The organism is Paraburkholderia sp. SOS3 (assembly GCF_001922345.1).
In the GTDB taxonomy this organism is placed as follows: Bacteria; Pseudomonadota; Gammaproteobacteria; order Burkholderiales; family Burkholderiaceae; genus Paraburkholderia.
The window spans coordinates 790,987-813,619 of record NZ_CP018812.1 but is presented as its reverse complement, the minus strand read 5'-3'; the positions used below and the strand labels follow the sequence as shown (position 1 = coordinate 813,619).

20 protein-coding genes are annotated in these 22,633 nt (G+C 61.5%); 12 read left to right on the top strand and 8 right to left on the bottom strand.

The genetic code is table 11. The features are described from left to right. The first annotated feature begins 136 nt into the window (after positions 1-136). The 5 genes from BTO02_RS23640 (at position 137) to BTO02_RS23620 (ending at position 8,558) form a co-directional block, all read left to right on the top strand. Positions 137-1,684 (top strand): methyl-accepting chemotaxis protein, encoded by a 1,548-nt coding sequence (locus BTO02_RS23640; RefSeq protein WP_075159645.1) that lies wholly within the window; start codon positions 137-139, stop codon positions 1,682-1,684. A gap of 394 nt (positions 1,685-2,078) precedes the next feature. Further along, positions 2,079-3,575, top strand: a complete 1,497-nt coding sequence (locus tag BTO02_RS23635; RefSeq protein WP_075159644.1) for an efflux transporter outer membrane subunit — start codon at positions 2,079-2,081, stop codon at positions 3,573-3,575. After that, entirely contained in the window at positions 3,572-4,648 is a 1,077-nt protein-coding gene (locus tag BTO02_RS23630; RefSeq protein WP_075159643.1) for an HlyD family secretion protein, read from the top strand. Before BTO02_RS23635 ends, BTO02_RS23630 begins: the two co-directional genes overlap by 4 nt. Further along, positions 4,612-7,431, top strand: coding sequence for a ribosome-associated ATPase/putative transporter RbbA (gene rbbA / locus BTO02_RS23625; protein WP_083615336.1), 2,820 nt, complete (start codon positions 4,612-4,614; stop codon positions 7,429-7,431). Before BTO02_RS23630 ends, rbbA begins: the two co-directional genes overlap by 37 nt. Positions 7,432-7,433: 2 nt before the next feature. Next, complete coding sequence (locus tag BTO02_RS23620) at positions 7,434-8,558, top strand: ABC transporter permease (RefSeq protein ID WP_075161306.1); 1,125 nt, start codon at positions 7,434-7,436, stop codon at positions 8,556-8,558. On the opposite strand, the gene BTO02_RS23615 is transcribed toward BTO02_RS23620, so the two are convergent. Both BTO02_RS23615 and BTO02_RS23610 read right to left on the bottom strand, forming a co-directional pair. Then, positions 8,555-9,709, bottom strand: coding sequence for an MFS transporter (locus BTO02_RS23615; RefSeq protein WP_075159642.1), 1,155 nt, complete (start codon positions 9,707-9,709; stop codon positions 8,555-8,557). The genes BTO02_RS23620 and BTO02_RS23615 overlap by 4 nt on opposite strands. Before the next feature lie 48 nt (positions 9,710-9,757). Continuing rightward, on the bottom strand, positions 9,758-10,537 hold the full coding sequence (locus tag BTO02_RS23610; protein ID WP_075159641.1) for a DeoR/GlpR family DNA-binding transcription regulator: 780 nt from the start codon (positions 10,535-10,537) through the stop codon (positions 9,758-9,760). Between the two features lie 178 nt (positions 10,538-10,715). Here BTO02_RS23610 and BTO02_RS23605 point away from each other — a divergent pair, with 178 nt between their 5' ends. The 4 genes from BTO02_RS23605 to BTO02_RS34445 all read left to right on the top strand — a co-directional run bounded on the left by BTO02_RS23605 (position 10,716) and on the right by BTO02_RS34445 (position 14,598). Next, the gene (locus tag BTO02_RS23605; RefSeq protein WP_075159640.1) at positions 10,716-11,045 is read left to right on the top strand and encodes a hypothetical protein; all 330 of its coding nucleotides are present in this window, start codon (positions 10,716-10,718) and stop codon (positions 11,043-11,045) included. Positions 11,046-11,459: 414 nt separating this feature from the next. After that, a complete protein-coding gene (locus BTO02_RS23600; protein ID WP_075159639.1) occupies positions 11,460-13,433 on the top strand; it encodes an SH3 domain-containing protein in 1,974 nt (657 codons plus the stop codon). An 8-nt stretch (positions 13,434-13,441) separates the two neighbouring features. Then, positions 13,442-14,074 (top strand): glycoside hydrolase family 19 protein, encoded by a 633-nt coding sequence (locus BTO02_RS23595; RefSeq protein WP_075159638.1) that lies wholly within the window; start codon positions 13,442-13,444, stop codon positions 14,072-14,074. Then, on the top strand, positions 14,071-14,598 hold the full coding sequence (locus BTO02_RS34445; RefSeq protein ID WP_156883959.1) for a hypothetical protein: 528 nt from the start codon (positions 14,071-14,073) through the stop codon (positions 14,596-14,598). The genes BTO02_RS23595 and BTO02_RS34445 overlap by 4 nt, the downstream gene beginning before the upstream one ends. 58 nt (positions 14,599-14,656) lie before the next feature. Here BTO02_RS34445 and BTO02_RS23590 read toward each other — a convergent pair whose 3' ends face one another. The 5 genes from BTO02_RS23590 to BTO02_RS23570 form a co-directional block, all read right to left on the bottom strand. Continuing rightward, positions 14,657-15,529 (bottom strand): phosphoribulokinase, encoded by an 873-nt coding sequence (locus BTO02_RS23590; RefSeq protein WP_075159637.1) that lies wholly within the window; start codon positions 15,527-15,529, stop codon positions 14,657-14,659. 68 nt (positions 15,530-15,597) lie between these two features. Continuing rightward, the gene (locus tag BTO02_RS23585; protein ID WP_075159636.1) at positions 15,598-16,716 is read right to left on the bottom strand and encodes a class 1 fructose-bisphosphatase; all 1,119 of its coding nucleotides are present in this window, start codon (positions 16,714-16,716) and stop codon (positions 15,598-15,600) included. A 10-nt stretch (positions 16,717-16,726) separates the two neighbouring features. Further along, entirely contained in the window at positions 16,727-17,755 is a 1,029-nt protein-coding gene (gene cbbX / locus BTO02_RS23580; protein WP_083615335.1) for a CbbX protein, read from the bottom strand. A 56-nt stretch (positions 17,756-17,811) separates the two neighbouring features. Further along, complete coding sequence (locus BTO02_RS23575; RefSeq protein ID WP_075159635.1) at positions 17,812-18,270, bottom strand: ribulose bisphosphate carboxylase small subunit; 459 nt, start codon at positions 18,268-18,270, stop codon at positions 17,812-17,814. A 79-nt stretch (positions 18,271-18,349) separates the two neighbouring features. Next, the gene (locus BTO02_RS23570) at positions 18,350-19,843 is read right to left on the bottom strand and encodes a form I ribulose bisphosphate carboxylase large subunit (RefSeq protein WP_075159634.1); all 1,494 of its coding nucleotides are present in this window, start codon (positions 19,841-19,843) and stop codon (positions 18,350-18,352) included. A gap of 355 nt (positions 19,844-20,198) precedes the next feature. Here BTO02_RS23570 and pqqA point away from each other — a divergent pair, with 355 nt between their 5' ends. From pqqA to BTO02_RS23555, 3 genes are all read left to right on the top strand, one after another. Continuing rightward, positions 20,199-20,273, top strand: coding sequence for a pyrroloquinoline quinone precursor peptide PqqA (gene pqqA, locus BTO02_RS35425; RefSeq protein ID WP_075161304.1), 75 nt, complete (start codon positions 20,199-20,201; stop codon positions 20,271-20,273). Between the two features lie 154 nt (positions 20,274-20,427). Next, complete coding sequence (locus BTO02_RS23560) at positions 20,428-21,045, top strand: DUF447 domain-containing protein (RefSeq protein WP_075159633.1); 618 nt, start codon at positions 20,428-20,430, stop codon at positions 21,043-21,045. A gap of 125 nt (positions 21,046-21,170) precedes the next feature. Then, on the top strand, positions 21,171-21,869 hold the full coding sequence (locus BTO02_RS23555) for a (5-formylfuran-3-yl)methyl phosphate synthase (RefSeq protein ID WP_075159632.1): 699 nt from the start codon (positions 21,171-21,173) through the stop codon (positions 21,867-21,869). A gap of 96 nt (positions 21,870-21,965) precedes the next feature. Here BTO02_RS23555 and BTO02_RS23550 read toward each other — a convergent pair whose 3' ends face one another. Next, on the bottom strand, positions 21,966-22,556 hold the full coding sequence (locus tag BTO02_RS23550) for an amino acid kinase family protein (protein ID WP_075159631.1): 591 nt from the start codon (positions 22,554-22,556) through the stop codon (positions 21,966-21,968). Positions 22,557-22,633: the final 77 nt, after the last annotated feature.

Genomic DNA, 22,633 nt, shown 5'->3' with positions numbered 1-22,633 from the left:
GAAGCAACGAGACCCGTAGCGGCCCTTCAGATTTTGGGAACGAAGCCGTTTACCTGTTACTTGGCACACATGGTTCCGGAAGCGCGTTCAGAAGAACAGACAGGCCGTGACGCTTACACGAATGGGGTTCTGTAATATGAAGCTGTCCTTTGCTCAAAAGCTGTGGCTGCCGCTGATTCTGGGCGTGCTCTGCCTAGCCGGCATATCGGTCTACAACGCTTACGAAACGCGCGACATACGCCTCGCCGAGCGTAAAGACGAACTGATACACGCATCGGAAATCGCGCTCAGCGTGGTCAGGAATTTTGGCGACCAGGCCAACTCCGGCAGCATGCCTGTGGCGGAAGCCCAGCGACATGCGATGGATAGCATCCGCAACATGCGGTACGGCGAAGAGGGCTACTTCGTCGTGCTCAACTCGAACCCGACGATTTTGATGCACCCGATCCAGCCGGCGTCGATCGGCAAGTTTGTCGGTGACGTCAAGGACCGGAACAATGTCTACTTCTACCGGGACATCGTCTCCGCCATCAAGCGCGACGGTAAGGGATTTGTTGGCTTCGAATTTCCTAAACCGGGAGCAACCGAAGCGTCGCCAAAGATCATCTACGCCGCGGCGTACCAGCCCTGGGATTGGATCGTTACCACCGGTCTCTATGTCGACGACATCGACGCGGCGTTCCGTTCGTCGCTGTACCGGAGCCTAGGCATCCTGGTGGTGCTCGCGGGCGCTCTGTCGTCCATTGTCGTGCTGCTCAATCGCGGCATCCTGCGCTCGCTCGGCGGCGAGCCCGCATACGCAGCCGCGATCGCCAACCGGATCGCCGATAACGACCTGACTGCGGCGGTGACGACAGCGCCGGATGACAAGTCGAGCCTCCTGTTCTCGATCAAACGCATGCAGACGCAACTTGCGCAAACGATTGGCACGATCAAGGTGTCGGCCCACTCGATCGCTACCGCGACTCACCAGATCGCGGCGGGAAACCAGGACCTCTCGCAGCGCACCGAGCAACAAGCGGCTTCGCTGCAGCAAACAGCGGCCAGCATGGAACAGCTGACGTCGACCGTCACGCAGAACGCCGACAATGCCCGCCAGGCCAACCAGCTCGCCTCGCAGGCGGTCGCCGTCGCCGAGCAGGGCGGTATGGCGGTGTCACGGGTGGTCGAAACCATGAAGGGCATCAATGAGAGTTCGGACAAGATCGCTGACATCGTCGGCATCATCGAGAGCATCGCGTTCCAGACGAATATTCTCGCTCTGAACGCGGCCGTCGAAGCCGCGCGCGCGGGCGAGCAAGGGCGAGGTTTTGCGGTCGTGGCGTCAGAAGTGCGTTCGCTCGCGCAGCGCTCGTCGAGCGCATCGAAGGAAATAAAGGAATTGATCAATGACTCGGTCGAGCGCGTTCAGGCGGGCGCGGGTTACGTGCGCGAAGCCGGTGCAAAGATGGGCGAAATCACCCACGAAATCCGGCGCGTGACCGACATCATGGCGGAGATCACGGCCGCATCCGAGGAGCAGACCAAGGGGATTGGCCAGGTCAACCAGGCGGTATCGCAAATGGATGAAACCACGCAGCAGAATGCCGCGTTGGTTGAGCAGGCCGCTGCGGCCGCAAGTTCGCTGGAGTCGCAGGCGAGCGATCTGAATTCCGCGGTCTCGATGTTCCGGATGGCCATCTAGCCAATTTAGCGCCAGGCGGGTGCGCGGGGCACCCGTTGGACGTGCTTTTCTACGTTTGCTCGTGACCGCATCTTCCTATGGTTAGGAGATTCGGTCGCGGGCTTTCTCACCAGCGTTGAATTCCTGCCTCTAGCCGCCTGCGCCGACATCATGAAGCAGTGATCGGTCACTTTCGGAAACCGGCCTCCCCTCCCCACAGACGTTCGCGCGTCGGCTTTATCCAGAACCCGCATCAGCTCCTGCTGGCCGGTCGGCCCGTTGACTTGCATCAACGATACGTAGCCTGCATGCGGCTATAAAGACCAGGGGCCCTGCTCGTCGCCACGCGCCTGCCAAACGCATTACCGCTCGTGCCTCGGCGCGGCGGTGCGAATAATCTATCCGCAGCCATGCCATGCATAACGATGCCGCTCCCAGCGAACGCCTGAAGCAGTACGCCTATCGGCTGCGTGCGGCCGTCCTGGCGCTCGCGCTGTCGCTATCGGCTTGCCTGTCGCTCGCGCCACACTACGAACGGCCCGCATTGCCGGTCGCAACCTCGTGGCCTGCCGACGCACCGGACGCGGGTCACACCACCGCCGCCGACGTGACCTGGCGCGACTACTTCCCGGACCCGCAGCTTCAGGCGCTGATCGCGCAGGCGCTCGCGCATAACCGCGACCTGCGCATTGCCGTGCAGCGTGTCGAAGAGGCGCGCGCCGCATACGGCATACGCCGCGCCGATCAATTCCCTACCGTCGACGCGGGCGCGTCCTATGTTCGCTTCCGGACGCCGGGCGGTATCCTGGGCACCCAGCCGATCGACGGCGCAGGCTATAGCGTGAGCCTGACAGAAAGCAACTGGGAACTCGATTTTTGGGGACGCGTGCGCAACCTGAAGGACGCCGCGCTCGAAAACTTTCTGGCTAGCGACGCATCGCAACGCGCCGCTACCCTGACGCTGATCGCGCAGGTCGCCGACAGTTACCTTTTGCTGCGCGAACTCGACGAGCGCATTGCCATCGCGCGCCAGACAATTACGACGCGCACGGAATCCCTGCGCATCTTCCGGCGCCGCTTCGAGGTCGGCGCAACGTCGAGGCTCGACCTGATGCAGTCGCAGATCCTGCTCGAACAAGCGCGCACGCTCGCCGCGCAACTGCAACAGCAGCGCGCCACCGATGCTCACGCGCTCGACGTGCTGGTCGGCGCACCGGCAACCCTGTCGCTGCCATCGGAACTCGACGACCTCAGCGTTCGCGCCGATCTCGGCGCCGGTCTGCCGTCGCAACTGCTCGAGAATCGCCCTGACATCGTCGCGGCCGAACACCAGTTGCGCGCGGCCAATGCGAACATCGGCGCAGCGCGCGCCGCGTTCTTCCCGCGCATCACGCTGACCGGCGCACTCGGCAGCAGCAGTACCGCCCTTCAGGATCTGTTCGCGGCAAATACCGGCACATGGATCTTTCTGCCAAGCGTCTCGATGCCGATCTTCGACGCGGGACGCAACAGCAGCAATCTGCATCTCGAACAGGCACGCCAGAAAGAGGCGGTTGCGCAGTATGAGAAAAGCATCCAGTCCGCGTTTCGCGATGTGGCCGATGCGTTGTCGGCGCGCGAATGGCTCGCCGACCAGGTTCAATCCGCGCGCGCGACACTCGACGCGCAGACCGAACGCGCGAGGCTCGCGCGGCTGCGGTACGACAGCGGCGCCACGCCGTTTCTCGAAGTACTCGACGCGCAGCGCGATCTGCTCGACGCGCAACAAGCGCTCGTGCAGACCCGCAGGGCCCTGCTGTCGAGCCGGGTCGCGCTGTATGCGGCGCTCGGCGGCAATCTGGAACACGCCCCATCGGCCGACCACTCGCCTGCGGTACCGGACCATTCAACATTACGGGGCGCGCCGCAATGAACGTTGCAGCCACAACAAAAAAACTGATCGCCGTCGCGGCGCTGCTGATCGTGGCGGCCTCCGGCTATTTTGCGTGGACGCGGCTGCACGCCGACGGCCCGGGCGACGCATTCGCGAGCGGCAACGGCCGCGTCGAAGCAACCGAAATCGACGTGGCGACGAAGCTGGCCGGCCGGGTCGATGCCATCTATGTGGACGAAGGCGACTTCGTGAAGGCGGGCCAACCACTCGCCAAAATGCAGGTCACCGTGCTCGAGGCACAACTCGACGAAGCGCGCGCGCAGCATCAGCAAGCCATCAACAACGCAGCGAGCGTCGAGGCTCAGGTCGCGCAGCGTGTGAGCGACAAGGCCGCCGCTCAGGCGCTCGTGACGCAGCGCGAAGCCGAACGCGACGCCGCGCAGCGCAAGCTCGCGCGCTCGGAAACGCTATCGCGCGAAGGCGCTTCGTCGATGCAGGAACTCGACGACGACCGCGCCCGGATGCGCAGCACCGAGGCCGCCGTCAACGCCGCCAACGCACAGGTCGCCACTGCGGCGGCCGCGATCGACGCGGCACGCGCGCAGCTTGTTGCCGCGCGTTCGATGGTGGTGGCCGCTCAGGCCACCGTCGCGCGGGTCAATGCCGATATCGTCGACAGCGAACTCACCGCGCCGCGCGACGGCCGCGTGCAGTACCGCGTGGCGGAACCGGGCGAAGTGCTCGCAGCCGGCGGAACGGTCCTCAATATGATCGACCTCTCCGACGTCTACATGACCTTCTTTTTGCCTGAGACGGTAGCCGGCAAGGTCGCGCTCGGTGCCGAAGTGCGGATAGTGCTCGACGCCGCGCCCAACTACGTGATTCCGGCTGCGGTCTCCTTCGTTGCGAGCACCGCGCAGTTCACGCCGAAGACTGTCGAAACCGCGAGCGAGCGTCAGAAGCTGATGTTTCGCGTCAAAGCGCGGATCAGCCGCGAGCTGCTCCTGCAGCATCTGAAACTCGTCAAGACCGGATTGCCGGGCGTCGCATGGGTCCGGCTCGACTCGCGCGTCGCATGGCCGGCAAAACTGTCGATCCGGGTGCCGCAGTGAACGCGACGCTGCCATGCACCGCAAACGGTCTACGCAGCGGCGACGCGAGCGGCGCACCCGTCGTGCGTCTGCACGACGTGACCCTGCGCTATCGCCAGACGCTCGCGCTCGATGGCGTTACGCTCGACATTCCGGCAGGTCGCATGGTGGGTCTGATCGGACCGGACGGCGTGGGCAAGTCGAGCCTGCTCGCGCTGGCCTCGGGCGCCCGCAAGGTGCAGCACGGGACGGTCAAGGCATTGGGCGGCGACATGGCGTCGGCGAGTCACCGCAACCGGGTCTGCCCGCGCATCGCGTACATGCCGCAAGGCCTCGGGAAGAATCTGTACCCCACGCTGTCGGTCGAAGAGAACCTGCAGTTCTTCGCGCGGCTCTTCGGCCACGACGCAGCGGAACGCCGCCGCCGCATCGAGGACCTGACGCACCGCACGGGGCTCGATCCGTTTCTGGCGCGCCCGGCAGGCAAGCTTTCCGGCGGCATGAAACAGAAGCTCGCGCTGTGCTGCGCGCTGATTCACGACCCCGACCTGCTGATTCTCGACGAGCCGACCACGGGTGTCGATCCACTCGCGCGCATGCAGTTTTGGAACCTGATCGCGCGCATTCGCGAAGCGCGGCCCGCGATGAGCGTGATTGTCGCCACCGCCTATATGGACGAAGCACAGCGCTTCGACTGGCTCGTCGCGCTCGACGCCGGCCGCGTGCTCGCGACGAACACGCCCACCGCGCTTCTCGAGCAAACGGGCTGTAAAACGCTCGAAGCAGCGTTCATTGCGCTGCTTCCCGAGGCGAGGCGACGCGGTCACCGCGCCGTGCAGATCGCTCCGCTCGAAGCGGTCGACGAAGCGGACATCGCCATCGAGGCCCACGATCTGACGATGCGTTTCGGCGACTTCGTCGCAGTCGACCACGTGAGCTTTCGCATCCGCAGAGGCGAAATCTTTGGCTTCCTCGGCTCCAATGGTTGCGGCAAGTCGACCACGATGAAAATGCTGACCGGCCTGCTGCCTGCAACCGAAGGCTCCGCCATGCTGTTCGGCCGCGCCGTGGATCCCCAAGACATCGACACACGCAGGCGCGTTGGCTACATGTCACAAGCGTTCTCGCTGTATAGCGAACTCACCGTGCGCCAGAACCTCGTGCTTCACGCGCGCCTTTTCCATGTGAACGAACATGAGATTCCCGCGCGCGTCGACGAAATGGTCAACCGCTTCGGTCTCGCGGACGTGCTCGACGCGCTGCCCATGAATCTCTCGCTCGGTGTCAGGCAACGTTTGTCGCTCGCCGTGGCGATGGTGCACAAGCCCGAAATGCTGATTCTGGACGAACCGACTTCGGGCGTGGATCCAATCGCGCGCGACAGCTTCTGGCAATTGATGATCGACCTCGCCCGCCAGGACCGGGTGACGATCTTCATCTCGACGCACTTCATGAACGAAGCCGAGCGCTGCGATCGCATCTCGCTGATGCATGCCGGCAAGGTGCTCGCCAGCGACGCCCCCGCCGCACTGGTGCGCGCACGCGGCGCCGCGACGCTCGAAGCGGCGTTCGTCGGCTATCTGACCGAAGCCAGCGGCGAGGCCGCGCTCGACACCGCGTCGTCGACGACAGCGATCGCGGCGCCGCGCGAAGGGGCAGTCCGCACGCCCCGCCCCCGCCGCTTCAGCCCGGCGCGAATGTTCACTTATGTGTGGCGCGAAGCGTTGGAACTGCGGCGCGATCCGGTGCGCGCAACGCTGGCGCTGCTGGGTTCGCTCGTGCTGATGTTCGTGATGGGTTTCGGTATCAATATGGACGTCGAGAACCTCAGTTTCGCCATGCTCGACCGCGACCAGACCGAGCTGAGCCGGAACTACGAGCTGAACATCTCGGGCTCGCGCTACTTCATCGAGCAGGCGCCGCTCGCCGGTTATGAAGACCTCGACCGGCGCATGCGCAACGGCGAGCTTTCGCTCGCAATCGAGATACCACCCGACTTCGCACGCGACGTGCAGCGCGGCAGACACGTAGAGATCGGCGTCTGGGTCGACGGTGCAATGCCGCAGCGAGCGGAGACGATTCGCGGTTACGTGCAAGGGATGCACGCCGCCTGGCTTGCCGATCAAGCGCAGTACCGGCTCGGCGTGGCCCCTGCAGCCCGGCTCGACATCGAAACGCGGTTTCGCTACAACCCCGACGTGAAAAGTCTTCCCGCCATGGTGCCCGCCATCATTCCAATGTTGCTGCTGATGTTGCCCGCGATGCTGACTGCACTCGCGGTCGTGCGCGAACGCGAGCTGGGCTCGATCGTGAACCTGTACGTCACGCCGGTCACTCGCGCCGAATTTCTGCTTGGCAAGCAGGTGCCGTATGTGTTGCTTGCGCTCGTCAATTTCCTGCTGATGACCGTGATGGCGAGATTCGCATTCGGCGTTCCGGTGAAGGGCAGCTTCATCACGCTGCTCGCAGCCGTGCTTGTCTTCAGCATCGTGGCGACGGGTCTGGGGCTTCTTGCATCGACGTTCACGCGCAGCCAGATTGCGGCCATTTTTCTGACCATCATCGGCACGATGGTGCCGACGATCCAGTTCGCGGGCCTCATTAATCCGCTCTCTTCGATGGAAGGCAGCGGGCGGTTGATCGGGCGGATTTATCCCGCCACTTATATGTTCACGATCAGCCGCGGCGTGTTCAACAAGGCGCTCGGTTTCGAGGAGCTGCAGTCGCAGTTCTGGCCGCTGCTGATCACGATACCGGTGGTGATGGGCATGGCCATGGCGATGCTACGCAAGCAGGAGACGTGATCGTGCAGCGACTTTCGAACATCTACCGGCTCGGCATCAAGGAACTGTGGAGCCTGCGGCGCGACTCGATCATGCTCGTGTTGATCGTCTACACATTTACCGTCTCGATCTACTCCGCCGCCACGGCGCAGCCCGATACGCTACACAAGGCGCCGATCGCGGTGGTGGACGAAGACGCATCGCCCCTTTCGGCGCGTATCGTCGAGGCGTTCTTCCCGCCGCAGTTCGGAACGCCCGCGCTGATATCGGCATCGGAAGTCGACCGCGGCCTCGATACCGGCACCTATACGTTCGCGCTCGACATTCCGCCGAACTTCCAGCGCGATATCCTCGCGGGCCGCCGCGCCGTCATCCAGCTGAATGTCGACGCGACGCGGATGAGTCAAGCCTTCACCGGAAGCGGGTACGTGCAGCAGATCGTGAGCGGCGAGGTTGATGCATTCGCACGGCGCTATCGTGCCACTGCGACGCTGCCTGTCGATATCGCCATGCACATGCGCTTCAACCCGAATCTCGAACATGTGCGGTTCGGCGCGCTGATGGAAGTGATCAACAGCGTCACGATGCTGTCGATCATTCTCACGGGCGCGGCGTTGATCCGGGAGCGCGAACACGGCACCGTCGAGCATTTGCTCGTCATGCCCGTCACGCCAGTGGAAATCATGCTTTCGAAGGTCTGGTCGATGGGGCTCGTGGTAATGATCGCGGCGGCGTTTTCGCTGACGTTCGTCGTACGCGGCGTGCTGCACGTGCCGGTCGAGGGATCGGTCGCGCTGTTCATGCTGGGCGCCGCGCTGCATCTGTTCGCGACCACGTCGATGGGTATTTTCCTGGCGACGCTCGCACGCAGCATGCCGCAGTTCGGTATGCTGATCGTGCTCGTGCTGTTGCCCATGCAGATGCTCTCGGGCAGCATAACGCCGCGGGAAAGCATGCCGCAAATCGTGCGTGACGTGATGCTCGCGGCGCCCACCACACATTTCGTCGAACTGGGGCAGGCCATCCTTTACCGGGGCGCTGGGATCGACATGGTGTGGAGACCGTTCTGCGCATTGATCGCGATCGGCGCAACGCTGTTTGCGCTGTCCTTGCACAGGTTTCGCAGGACGATTAGCCAGATGGCCTAGCTGGCCCCGGAAGAGATCGCCCGCCTGCTTGTCACCGACCGTGCGCAGCAAGGAACGAGAAGGAGCAGCGCGGCCAATATCCAGAACGCACCGGGCAAGCCGACATGATTGGCGACGAAGCCCACGCCTGCCGGGCCCAGGAGATTTCCGGCATAGCCGGTAGTCGTGATCGCCGCGACGGCAAGCGCAGATGGCATCACGCGCTGCGCGCCCGCCTTGCGAAACAGTACGGGCACCACATTGGAAGCGCCGAGGCCGATCAGCAGGAAACCGGACATTGCAGCGACAGGTATCGTTGCGATCAGCAAGACAACGAAACCGACCGTGGCGACAACGCCGCCCCAGAACATCACCATGCGATCGCCAACGCGTGCCGTTATTGCATCGCCGCACAAACGGCCCACTGTCATCGCTATCGAGAACAGCATATAGCCCATTCCGCCGCGCGCTGCATCGACGAGCCCTTTGCCGGTAATGAGCAACGCGCTCCAGTCGAGCAGCGCACCTTCAACGAGAAACGTGATGGCCGCAAGTGCCGCCAGCAACAGAACGACTCCACGCGGGATGGCAAACAGCGGGGCGTCATTCTGCTGGGTCGTATCGAGCAGCCGCGGTTGCGCGATCACGATTGCGGCGAACATCAGGACAGCACAGGGCACGGTGCTGGCAAGTGTTCCCATCTGCATCGAAAGCAGAAATGTCATCAACGTCGAGCCGAAGAATCCACCGACGCTGAATAGCGCGTGAAAACCCGACATCAACGGGCGCGCTTCCATGCGTTCGACTTCGACTGCGTGGACGTTCATGGCGACATCGAGCGAGCCGAGACACGCGCCGAACGCAAGCAAGGCGAGGGCCAGCGTAAGCGGCGTACTCACCAGCGTCAACAACGGGAGAACTACAGCTAGCCCGATCCCTCCTGCTGCAATGACGGGCTTGCTGCCATATCGCGCGCTGAGCGCACCGGTGAATACCATCGCAATCACCGACCCTAAGCCCAGGCAAAGCAACAGCATGCCAAGCAGCCCGTCACTCGCGCCAAGCCGATCCTTCGCGAATGGCACGAGTGGCGCCCAGCACGCAACACCGAAACCGGCTACAAGGAACGCAAGGCGGGTAGCGAATCGGGCGGCCGGCTGATTCGAATTCATCTCACTCGATATGGACATTGTCGGTTCCCATTGGGCTTTACCGTGTACCTAAAAACCGGCCGGCAATGCAGCCAGGACCTTTGGCCCAGCCTTGGAGAGAAACGCGCGCTCTGCACGAGGCAAATCGTGTTCGACGACGACGCATTCGATCGCCGCCATGGCTGCGACCCGATGAGACGCACGAGCGGAGAATTTATCGGTGGTCGCCAGCACCGCGCTATGCGCGCTTGCCGCGAGGACAGCGCGCTTGAACGTGGCGTCGGCGAGATTGAAGGCACTGATACCGCCTTTTGGCGATATCGCGCACGAGCCGAGGAAGCATCGGTCGATATTCATCTGCTCGACGCTCTGCACCGCGCCGGCATCGACGCACCCTCCGACTGCCGCATCGACTGCGCCTCCTATCATGATGAGTTGCAGATCGCCGCGGTGAAGGACGGCAGCGGCGATATCGATGGAATTGGTGGCGACGCTCAGCTCGCTTTCCTCCGGCAACACCTCGACAAGCGCGAGATTCGTGCTGCCGCTGTCGAGAAACAGAAGTTCGCGTGGCTCGATAAGCCGCACTGCTGCGCGAGCCAACGCCATTTTTCGTTCACGCGCTTCGACCATCCTCGCTGTCATCGGGGCGGTCGCGGGCGTGATGGGCAACGCGCCTCCATAGACCCGGCGGCACAGCCCCTCGGCCGCAAGCGCACGTAGATCCCGGCGAATCGCGTCTTCTGAAATATTGAATTCGACAGCGAGCGTGGCCGCTACGACCGGCTGGCCCTGAGCGAGCCGATGAGCAATTTCGTCTCGCCGTGCAAGGGGAATGTTGTCGTTCATGGGCGCATGTTATCGTGCACAATCCGGAATGTAAACGTGCATCAACGTGCATTCAACGTCGGAGAAAATAGGGAAGGTATGCAGATCGAAATACGCGGCACGGCGGTTGCTCGTCTTCGTCGTTAAGCAAACAGCGTTTGTTTGCGTCGAAATTCAATTCAATTAAGGAGGACGGATCATGAAGAACGCATCCCGCATATTGATCGCTGCCGCTGCCGCACTCGCGCTGTCGGGCGCCGCTTATGCACAATCTGCCGGCGGCGCGGGCGGTGCAGGCGGCGCCGGTTCGTCGAACGGCAGCACGGCTAGCCCGTCGAATCAGATGAACCGCGCGACGAATAGCTACGGCACGCCGGGTTCCGGTAATTCGGATAGCGGTGCAATGACGAGAAAGCCGAACTCGGGCCTGCCGGCCGCTAACAGTGGCGCACCGGCGGATACGCCGGCTCCCGCGACTAACAATACGCTGGCGACACCGAGTGTGAAATCGCCGGCTGCCGGTCAATAACAGGAAGCGTTAAGAAGCCAAACAGGTGGCATAGATACCACCTGTTTGCAAAAGGCCGCTGCCCTTACGGGCAGTGGCCTTTCGTTTGCCTAATCAAACACGCACGTCTCAAGTGCTTGCGCATCAATCACTGAACTCCAGGCTCATCGAGATCCGGGCGCGAATTGCCCGCGTACCGTCTCGGCTCCATTGAAAAGATTTGTCAATTTCAGGCAGGCAGGATGGACGCCGCGCTGTTTGGCGATTAGTTTCTTCCGTGCCGATTGTGCGGACGATGTGATTCACGCCACTTCTGAATATGTCCCATAAAAAGCGGGACATTTCTGCCCTCGGCACACGCAATCTCAGACATGACCTCAATCGAAACCGACGTTGAGAGCGATCGGCTTCGGATTCTCTGAATAAGCCTGACCCATGACAACAAAGCACACGCCGAAGCAATCAGCGCAAGCTCCTCAACCGGCAAAACCTCGACTGCGGCAGCTGCAGTTTGCCTTTCCGTTCCTGCGCAAAGCCGAAGGCAAGGCGCAGAAGGCGTCGCCGTTTACCGACGAGCACGAGATTCACCGTCTGCTGGCCGAACGCGAGCCGTCCGGCTCGTATCCCGTCAGCAGGAGCGGCATGTGGCATGGCGGCATCCACATTACGGAAGCCGGTGCCGGCCGGGCAATGGACCTCGATGCAGGTCTGCGTGCACTTGCCGACGGTCATCTGATCGCCTATCGCGCCAACCGCGCCTACCCGGTCAGCGAGTTTGCCGCGCCGGGCGGCGGCACGGTTCGCGCGCCCTACAGCACCGGCTTTGCGCTGTTGCGCCACTCGATGGAGTTTCCACGCGGCTCGGCGCTGACGTTCTATAGCCTGTACATGCACCTGATGTCCGATGAGGACTATGCGAATTTCCCGGCGCGGGGAAAACCGTCCTACTGGACGAGGCAGTGGCTGGTCACCTCTTTTGCGCGCGACAGACCGGTCATCGGCAGAAACGGACAGGCAGCGGACGCGAGGCAGCTGGGGCTGCGCGTACGCACTGCGCCGACGCCGCACAGCAACGCGATCGGCATCCTGCCGCAGGGCGCCAGCGTCAGTATCGGAAAGAAGGAGAAGGGCTGGGGGCAGCTGAAGGACCTGCACGGCGCGCAGCTGCATCCACCGATTGCGGGAACGTTCGTCTCAGCGTCGGCGGCGATCGGCGGATGGATCTGCATGGGTCAGGAAAACGGCGGCCCGCTGGTTGATGAAGTCTTCCCCGACGCAGCATTCGACCAGGTGGTGATCACCGCGGCTGCGCATTGCCGGCCGGACGATGCGCAAGGCGCGGGCTTCTGCGTGAGGGCGGGCGACCCGATCGGCCACATGGGCCGTTATGACGCGCTGACCGAAGGCGGCGCGAGCGGGACACGGATGGCCCACATCGAAGTGTTCTGCGACGGCAGCATCAGGCCGTTTATCGAGCAGAGCCGCGCCTGGATTTCGCAGCATGGCCCGCACAGGGAGGACTGGAGCGAGCTGGGCCTGCCGGCCGATCCGACCATCCTGCGGATCGGGCCGAACACGGTGCTGAACCAGCGTAACGGCGATACGTTTGCCGAAGGGATGGAGCCGCAGTCGAGGAAAACCGATGTGGTCCAGGTCTACCCGCTGGCCGGGCTCGCCCGGGACAGAAGCCGGCACTACGCGGAACCGGAGCCGGACCCGATCCAGCAGCGCACGGTGAACTGGTGGCTTGTCCAGAGCGCCAATATGCTGGGGCATCCGATCGAGGGCTGGGTACGGGAGTCGAGCCACAAGGGCGGCATGGTCACGCGCGAATTCTCGCGCAAGTGGATCGATTTCCGGTGCATCGAGGACGCTCACGATGCGACCCATACGATCTTTGCGAACTCTGCGCAATGGATCGATTACGCGAGTCATGCCGAGGTGGCCGACACGGCCTCGCGCGCGAAGCTCAGTCCACTGATGCTGAAGGTGTACGACGCGCTGTTCACCCGCGGCGACGGCCGGCAGGCGGCGGTCGAGCTGTGCTCACTGTCGAAGACCGAACGGGGCGGTTATCCGTGGCTCGTGCAGGCTGCGTCGCGGCTGATCGTCAAGCACGGGAGCGAGTGGGCGAACCCGGCCAAATGGACGAAGCTGATTGCGGAACTCGACCAGCGCACGGGCACGAAGCCGCAGCGCGAGGAAGAGCTAAAGCGGATCGGCAAGCTTGCGTGGTGGGATGAGGTGAAGGCTCGGGTGCCGGGCTTTCCGGAACCGGATGTGTTTCATATTCACCCGATTGGCCTGATGCGAATTTCACGTCGCTTTTTCAATTCACACCGGCAATGCTTCAGCATATATTTCCCAATGCATCGGCACATTTGCTTCAGCAAGTCGCTGACGAGTTGAATGCGCACATGAGCGTTTACAAACTCGACGACGCCCTTCGAAGAGTGCATTTCTTTGCTCAGGTAAAACAAGAAACGGGTTCAGCATTGCTACTGCACAGCGAGAGCCTGAACTACGATGCTCAGGCGCTTACCAGCGGGACATTTTCCTATTTTCTGAAGCACCCTAGCGAGGCCGAGCAGTACGGGCGAACGAAAGAACATCCCGCAAACGAAGAGGCCATTGCTAACCGCATATATGCGAGCCGCGATGGCAACGGAGATCCAGAAAGCGGGGACGGCTACCGCTATCGAGGCCGCGGCATGATCCAACTCACACATCGAGGTGGATACCAGCGGTTCACAGAGTGGCATAAAGCCAACAGCAGCGCGTGGCCCACGGATGTGGATATGAACTTCGAAAACGATCCTGACAGTCTTAGCCAAATAAAGTATGCGGTCCGTTCCGCGTGCTTCTTCTGGGTTGACCATGGTCTTTATAGACTCGCAGATAAAGGTGATGATAAAACTACCGTTGACTCCATCAGCAAGGTGATAAACCCTGGATTGTTCTCAGGAAAGCCCAATCATATAAAGATAGAAAGCATTAATGGCAGACAACGCAATTTTTTAGAGATTCACAAATGGGGAGGCCTCGCATGAGAAATCGCTTAAGAAGCGCATGCCTTTTCGCTATCGCGATCGCCTGTTACGGGGGATCTGTCGAAGCCGCCAGTTACCTCGGAGCCACAAGTCTATGTCATCAGGGTGAGACGCAGTATTTTAGCTGCAGACTGCAAGAGTCCCGAAAAATCGTCTCTGTTTGTGCCGCTCATAACATTTCACCCGATCACGGCTATGTACAGTACCGCTTCGGAACACAAAGCAAGATTGAGTACAAATTTCCCGACACACTGACGTCTCCACGCGGAAAGATATCCATTGTCGATGTTTCTCGATTGCCGGATGGATTAGGTAGTCATTTGAAATTCGCGAGTGGAAATTACACGTACATCGTCTCCAATGCGCTCGTTCCCGGAGCAGTCTATGTGACCAAAGAAGGCAGGGTTATCTTTAATCATGTCTGTAAAGGCAGTACCTACCTACCATTTAATGGCGCCGCATGGCAGGGCCTGGAGTATGGCGTAGCTGATTGGACTGACAATTTCGATGAGGGCAGCAAGTAACTGGATCAGCGCCGCGGTGCCCGGTTATCGCGACGCTCGTCCTCTATCCAGCACAACCTCAAGCCCGCGCACACCGATCCCTCAATTGCAGGATCATCGGCGTAAAAATCAGCTGCATCGCAAGCCCCATCTTGCCGCCAGGCACCACAATCACATTCGGCCTCGACATAAACGAATCGTGCAGCATGGTGAGCAAATACGGGAAGTCGATGCCTTTGGGCCGTGCAAAACGGATCACCACGAAACTCTCATCCGGCTGCGGAATCTCCCTTGCCGTAAATGGATTTGACGTATCCACCGTCGGCACGCGTTGAAAGTTCACATGGGTACGTGAAAACTGCGGGCAGATGTAGTTCACATAGTCCGGCATGCGCCGCAGAATCGTATCGACGATCGCCCCATGCGAATAGCCGCGCATGTTCTGATCTCGATGCAGCTTCTGTATCCACTCGAGGTTAATGATCGGCACCACGCCCACGAGCAGATCCGCATGCTGCGCGATATCCACGCTATCCGTCACCACCGCGCCGTGCAGTCCTTCGTAGAACAGCATATCGGTGCCCGAGTCGATGTCTTCCCACGGTGTGAACGTGCCGGATGGCAGTTTGAACTTCGCCGCATCCGTTTCGTCGTGCACATAGCGTCGAAATTTGCCTGAACCCGACTTCCCATAGCTTGCAAACAGTTGCTCGAGTTCTTCGAGCATATTCGCATCGGGCCCGAAGTGGCTGAAGTTATGCACACCGTCGCGCTCGGCCTGCTTCAGCGCGTCGCGCATGCCAAGCCTGTCATAGCGGTGGAACGCATCGCCTTCGACAATCTGCGCATTGATCTTTTCACGCCTGAAAATGTGTTGAAAACTCTTCATGACGGTGGTCGTACCGGCTCCGCTCGATCCGGTCACCGCGATAATCGGGTGCTTGACTGACATACGCGCTCTCCCATTCGCTAATCGGCACGGTAAACATCGTCGATACGCGGGTCCCGTCAATGCACGCTTTATGCCGGCGCTTCAGGCAGAAACAACGACCGCTCCCTGAAGAGCGGCGACGAAAACGGCCGATCGATACCGAGGTCGTGCTCGCGGTGATAGCGGCCAATGCGCGTCACCTCGTTCTTCGAACCGAGTATCACCGGCACGCACTCGTGCAGGTCTTTAGGTACAACGTCGAGAATGCGCTCGCGCCCGGTGATCGCCGCGCCGCCCGCCTGTTCGATCAGAAAGCTCATCGGGTTCGCCTCGTACAGCAGACGCAAACGGCCCTGCGTCGTGCGCGCCGAGCGGAAATCGCGCGGATACATAAACACGCCGCCACGCATCAGAATGCGATGCGCCTCGGCCACCATCGCCGCAATCCACCGCATATTGAAGTCGCGTTCGCGGCAACCGCTCTTGCCGTCCTTGCATTCCTGCACATAGCGACGTATTGGCGGCTCCCAGAAGCGTTCGTTCGACGCATTGATCGCAAACTCACTCGTGTCTTCCGGAATGCGAATGTCCGAATGCGTCAGCACGAAGTTGCCGACGTCCCGCTCGAGCGTGAAGCCATGCGTGCCGTTGCCGATCGACAGCACGAGCATCGTCGCCGGGCCATAGATCGCATAACCGGCTGCCACCTGCTCATGGCCCGGCCTCAGAAACGCGCTACGGTCAGCCGCCTTTGCGTTCCCGTTTGCATGGGCCGCGTCCTGCGGCGGCGCGCGTAACACCGAAAAGATCGAACCCACCGCGCCGTTGATATCGATATTCGACGAACCGTCGAGCGGATCGAAGGCGAGCAGATACTCGCCGCGCGGATAGCCCGGCGGTATCTGATAAACCTGCTCGATCTCTTCGGACACCATGCCCGCAAGTAAACCGTCCCATTCGCAATGTTGCAGAAAGATATCGTTGGTCAGCACGTCGAGCTTCTTCTGCTCTTCGCCGTGCACGTTCGCCGAGCGCGCCGATCCGTAATTGCCGTCGAGCGCGCCGCGCGTAAGCGTCGCGGCAATCGTCTTGATCGATGCCGCGACGTCGATCAGCAACGCCGACAAACCGCTCGTGCGCCGCGGCGGACATTGCCTGTCGAGTGCGTCGATCAGGAACTTCGAGAGTGTCGTTCGTCCGTCTCGCATCTCACGCTCCTCAGCACGCCGTCGCTTTATCGATCGCGGCGCTGTCGGTTGCACTTCCATGTTGCGGGCCGGGCGTGAGCCTGTCGAACACGCGGCTTGCGCGAATGTCGCCCGCTGTAATCAGCGTCAGCGCCGCAGGGTCGGCGGGTTGTGCGCCATCGAGCGCGGCGGCAAACAGGCGATTCGCCTGACGCAGCCGCGCGCGGTCAATCGCATTGCGTACCGAACGTGCATTCGCAAAATTCGGCTGTCTGATGCGGCGGTCCAGATAATCTTCGAACGAACGACGCGAATCGCAATCGAAGCGGTAGTGCATCGTGTCGAGCATGCGCTCGGCAATCGCCAGCAGTTCTTCGGGTCCGTAGTCGGGGAAGGTGATGTGATGCGCGATCCGCGAGCGAAAGCCGGGATTGCTCTGAAAAAACGTGTCCATTCGCGATGCGTAGCCGGCGAGAATCACCACGAGATCGTCGCGCTGGTTCTCCATCGCTTGCAGCAGAATCTCGATCGACTCCTGCCCATAGTCGCGCTCGTTCTCGGGGCGATACAGGTAGTACGCTTCGTCGATAAACAGCACGCCGCCCATCGCGCGCTTCAGTACGTCACGCGTTTTGGGCGCGGTATGGCCAATGTACTGGCCCACCAGGTCGTCGCGCGTGACGGACACCAGATGGTTGCGCCGGATATAGCCAAGCCGGTGCAGCACATCGGCCATGCGCATCGCGACCGTCGTCTTGCCTGTGCCGGGGTTGCCGGAAAAGCACATATGCAGTGTAGGCGCGCCAGTCGCGATGCCGAGCGTCGCGCGCGCGCGTTCGACGAGCAATTGCGCGGCAATCTCGCGAATGCGCGTCTTTACCGGCGCGAGACCGACGAGATCGCGATCGAGTTCGGTCAGCACACCCGCGATGCCCGATTCGCGATATAACGCGAGCAGGTTCACATGCGGTCCGTCGAGCGCCGTTTCGGCGGGGGGATGCGACGAATGTTGCGACAGCGCCTCGCGGCGCGCCGGCAATTCAAGCGTATCGGCAGTCATGGTCGTCTCCGTTTCGATGGAATCCCTACGGGGGCCGCGTGCTGAGCCGGGGCAAATCACCAGCCTCGCGCGGCGTCGGCCTGCGTGCTTTGGCGCGATTCTCTTTGCGCCTCGCTTTGCGCATCGCCGGCGCGACGCCTCAATGCATATCGCTGCACACGTCCCTCGTTTTCCTGGCGCTCGAGCGAGTACGTCGCTTCGTCGTCGGGCCGGTTCACGATAAAGGACAGCCGCATCGTTTCGAAGCCACGCACCGAATCGAACGCATTGACCTTGATGTAGTGCTGCGGATGCGCGTCGCGGCACGCGCTCACTTCCTGCATGACACCCGCCGCATCGCGCAGATCGAACATCGGCAGCCCCCACATCTCCCAGTATGTGTTGCGCGGATGCGGGTTATCGGTGTATTCGACCGAACACGCCCAGCCTTGAGCCAGCGCATAGTCGATTTGCAGGCGGATTTCATCGTCGGTCAGATCGGGTAAAAAAGAAAACGTCCCTTGCGTGATACGCATGGCGGTACCCCTTTTTGCAGAACGCAATGATCGGAACCTTGCGCACTCGTTGCGCGCGCAACGGTCGGTCGGATCAGGCTCAGGCGACGCTTGGCGTCACCGCAAAGTCCGGCGTGTCAGTCGATGCATAGTTAAACGTCACATCGCGCCACGTATCGAGCGCCTGCTTGAGCGGCAGGCAGTGGCGCGCGGCCGCGTCGAGCAACTCCGGCCCTTCGTTCGCGATATCGCGCCCTTCGTTGCGCGCCTTGACCATCGCTTCCAGCGCGACGCGATTTGCGGTAGCGCCGGCCTGGATGCCGGCCGGATGCCCGATCGTGCCGCCGCCGAACTGCAGGATCGCATCGTCGCCAAAGAGGTCGAGCAACTGATGCATCTGGCCCGCGTGTATGCCGCCCGACGCGACGGGCATCACTTTGCGCAAGCCTGCCCACGGCTGATCGAAGAAAATCCCGCGCGACAGGTCGACCGGGTTATGTGCCTCGCGCAGCACGTTGTAGTAGCCCTGCACCGACAACGGGTCGCCTTCGAGCTTACCGACCGCGGTGCCCGCATGCGCGTGATCGACGCCCGCCATCCGCAGCCACTTGGCGATCACGCGAAACGAAATGCCGTGATTGCGCTGACGCGTGTAAGTGCCGTGCCCCGCGCGATGCAAATGCAGAATCATGTCGTTTCTGCGCGCCCACCGCGCCATCGACTGAATCGCGGTCCAGCCGATCACGAGATCGATCATCACGATGCACGACCCGAGTTCTTTAGCGAATTCCGCGCGCTCGTACATGTCTTCCATCGTCGCGGCCGTTACGTTCAGGTAATGACCTTTCACTTCGCCCGTTTCCGCTTGCGCGCGGTTGACCGCTTCCATCGAGAACAGATACCGGTCGCGCCAATGCATAAACGCTTGCGAGTTGATGTTTTCGTCATCCTTGAGGAAATCGAGTCCGCCTTTAAGCCCTTCGTAAACGACACGTCCGTAGTTTTTGCCGGACAGGCCAAGCTTGGGCTTCACGGTTGCGCCAAGCAGGGGGCGCCCGTATTTGTCGAGCCGCTCGCGCTCGACGACGATGCCGGTGGCGGGACCATGAAAAGTTTTCAGATACGCGACCGGAATGCGCATATCTTCAAGCCGCAACGCTTTCAAAGGCTTGAAGCCGAATACATTGCCGATGATCGATGCAGTCAGATTAGCGACCGAACCCTCCTCGAATAGGTCCAGCTCGTAAGCGATATAGGCAAAATATTGCGGCTCGCTGTTGCCGAGGCCCGAGGCCGGCACCGGTTCGACGCGATACGCCTTGGCGCGGTACATGTCGCACGCGGTAAGACGATCGGTCCACACCACGGTCCACGTCGCCGTCGACGACTCGCCGGCCACTGCCGCAGCCGCTTCCTCGGGCTCGACGCCCAGTTGCGGCGTAATGCGGAACAGGGCGATCACGTCCGTCTCTTTCGGCTCGTAATCGGGCTGCCAGTAGCCCATCTCGCGATACTTGAGCACGCCTGCGTCGTAACGCGAGCGCCGCGCCGGCGTATCGGCAGGCGCAATCGCTGCCTCGCTGAAATCGTTCATCGGAGTTCCTCCAGTTATTGGCTTGCTGCGAGCTTGCTGCCATGGAGGTCAATGTAGGCGTGACGCGCAACGAAGTGAATTCACGATTTTCTTGCGCGGCCTTAAGTGATGCGTTAAGACAGGTGACGATGCAACCAGATGCGCTCACAATCAGTGAGGCGGCTGGTGCAACACTTTGCTGCAATATCGCGACAGTAAGGCGTGTAAGCACAAACCCTGGATTGTTTGTAGTTGACTCGCACACAATCTATGCTTGGTGGCACGCACTTTGCGTCGTGACACGGGTCGACGCGGCTAGCGCAGGCAGCAAGCGATGGTCGCCAAGGCAATCGTCTTTTTTCAAGGAGGGAAGATTATGCAGTGGACAACCCCAAGCTACACGGACATGCGTTTTGGCTTCGAAGTCACGATGTACATCGCGACCCGCTAAAAACGCCGAACGTGCGGGGCTTCCTTCGGGCGGTCCCGCACTCCCTGCTCCGGTTCATCCGTATTACCGCACTCGCGTTTATTCCGCTTTTTCAGCGTTTTTTCACTAGCAGAGCGTCGGTGTATCGCGCGTCGCACCACCAGCCTTGTTCGCCATGATTCACGAAACGATCATCACGACCGCGGCACGCGACGGCACCGTACACGTTGCGCCGATGGGCGTGCGCTTTGAACACGGCCTCGCGATCCTCGCACCGTTTCGGCCTTCGGCCACGCTCGACAATATCGTCGCCAGCCAATCTGCAGTGGTCAATTTCACGACCGACGTCAGGATCTTTGCAGGCTGCGTTACCGGCACGCAACGCGAATGGCCGACCGTGAGCGCGAGTCAGGTGCCATCCGTACGACTGGCACAGTCGCTCGCCCATACCGAACTGACACTTGCCGAGACACTCGACGATGCGCAGCGGCCGACGCTGAAAATGCGCTGCGTGCACGCGGAAACGCATGCGCCGTTCGGCGGTTTCAATCGCGCGCAGGCGGCGGTGGTGGAAGGCGCGATTCTTGTAAGCCGTCTGTTCATGCTGCCGGCCGACAAGGTCGATCGCGAGATCGCCTATCTGCAGATTGCGATCGACAAGACCGCCGGGCCGGACGAGCAGACCGCATGGTCCTGGATTCTCGCGGCTATCGAGCGCTATCGAGCGAGCGCCGCATCGAAAACCGGCGGTTCGCCCGATCATGCACCGCACGCCATGCACGAAGCGCGCTGAGACGATGGTTAGATATTGCGGCGCGGCACGTCGAATGCGGCACTGCGTCATGTAGCAAAGATCCGCTGCTACCTTGTTCAGGAAACATTCGCCAATCATTTGCACGCAACGTTTCGGAGACGTCGATGACTGCATTGCTAGCGAGCGTCCGCTCGGCTGAAGAAGCTTTCGATGCCGCGGAAGCGGGAGCCGAACTGATTGATCTGAAGGAACCTCACGGCGGCGCGCTCGGTCGTGTCGCGACCCACAAAATCGCGCGCATCACGCGTGAATTGCGCGCACGCTATCCGGTCAAGCCGATCAGCGCGACGATCGGCGACATGCCGGCCGACGCGTTCGACGCAATCGCAGCACGCGTGATCGAGATCGGCGATGCCGGTGTCGATTACGTGAAGGTCGGCGTCAACGCCGGGCCCCATGCGCATGCGTGTCTTACGCATCTCGCGGGACTGCCGGCGCCGGTGTTGCCAGTGCTGCTGTGCGATGACGGCATCGACCCCGAGCTCGTCGAACATGCGGCAATCCTCGGCTTTGCCGGCGTAATATTCGACACGGCTGCGAAAAATGGCCGTACGCTGTTTGATTGCGTCGATGAGGCGGCGCTCGCCGCCTGCATCGATACGATTCATGCGAAAGGCGCGATGGTCGGACTTGCAGGCTCGCTAGGCTGGCCCCAGCTAGACAAGATTCGCGCGCACTCGCCCGATGTCGCGGGATTTCGTACTGCGCTATGTGAGGGTGGGCGGACGGCGCGGCTCGATCCGCAGCGGGTCGCGCAATGGGCCGATGCGCTACATGGGCATGCGCAGGTTCAGTACGCTTGACGGCGCGCTACTGGCCGGCCCGGTTAATGTTACGCATGCCGACGTTAACCGGAAATTCCTGCTTTACCTGATTTAACCGGACGCGTCCGCGACTGGCTAAGCCGCGGGCGAATTCAACAGCCGCTCGCGCATCAGCCCCACATCCCGCTTGTTGAACAGCTCCACCACATAATTCGCGTCGTTCACATAGTCGACAAACCGCGCATCGAGCACCCCCTCGGAGGCCAGCACTTCGAGCGGCCGCCCCGAATCGACGTCGCACGACTTCACCACCATCAACCGCTCCGCGTTCAACGACGTCGACAGCCACGCAGCCAGGCTATCCGACGTCGTTTCCCAGTTCGACATCGCATTCGGCGTCGCCGTGAGCAGCCCGATCGGCATCCACACCGCGACTTTGCCGTTACGCAACGCGCGGCGGATCATGTCCTCGTTGGTCGCGAGCACGAGTTCCGGCAAAACGCCCTGCATCAACAGCGCGTATTGCGTCATCGCGAGCAGGCACATGTTATGTGCCGCCAGATCGCCGAACTGCCATTCCTTCTGATAGTCGCGGACCCGATCCGCGAAATCGCCGCCCCCAGGCACGATCACGATGCGCCCGCCGCCGACTTCCCAAAGCTGCGTCAGCCAATCGCGCAGCGACGGGTCGTGACTGAGGCTGCCCCCGATTTTCACCACCCACATGTCTTTTCCTCGCTCTGTTCCGACTTTCACCGGCATCCGCGCTTGCCGTCCGCGGCCGGATGGTTACGGCATGTGTC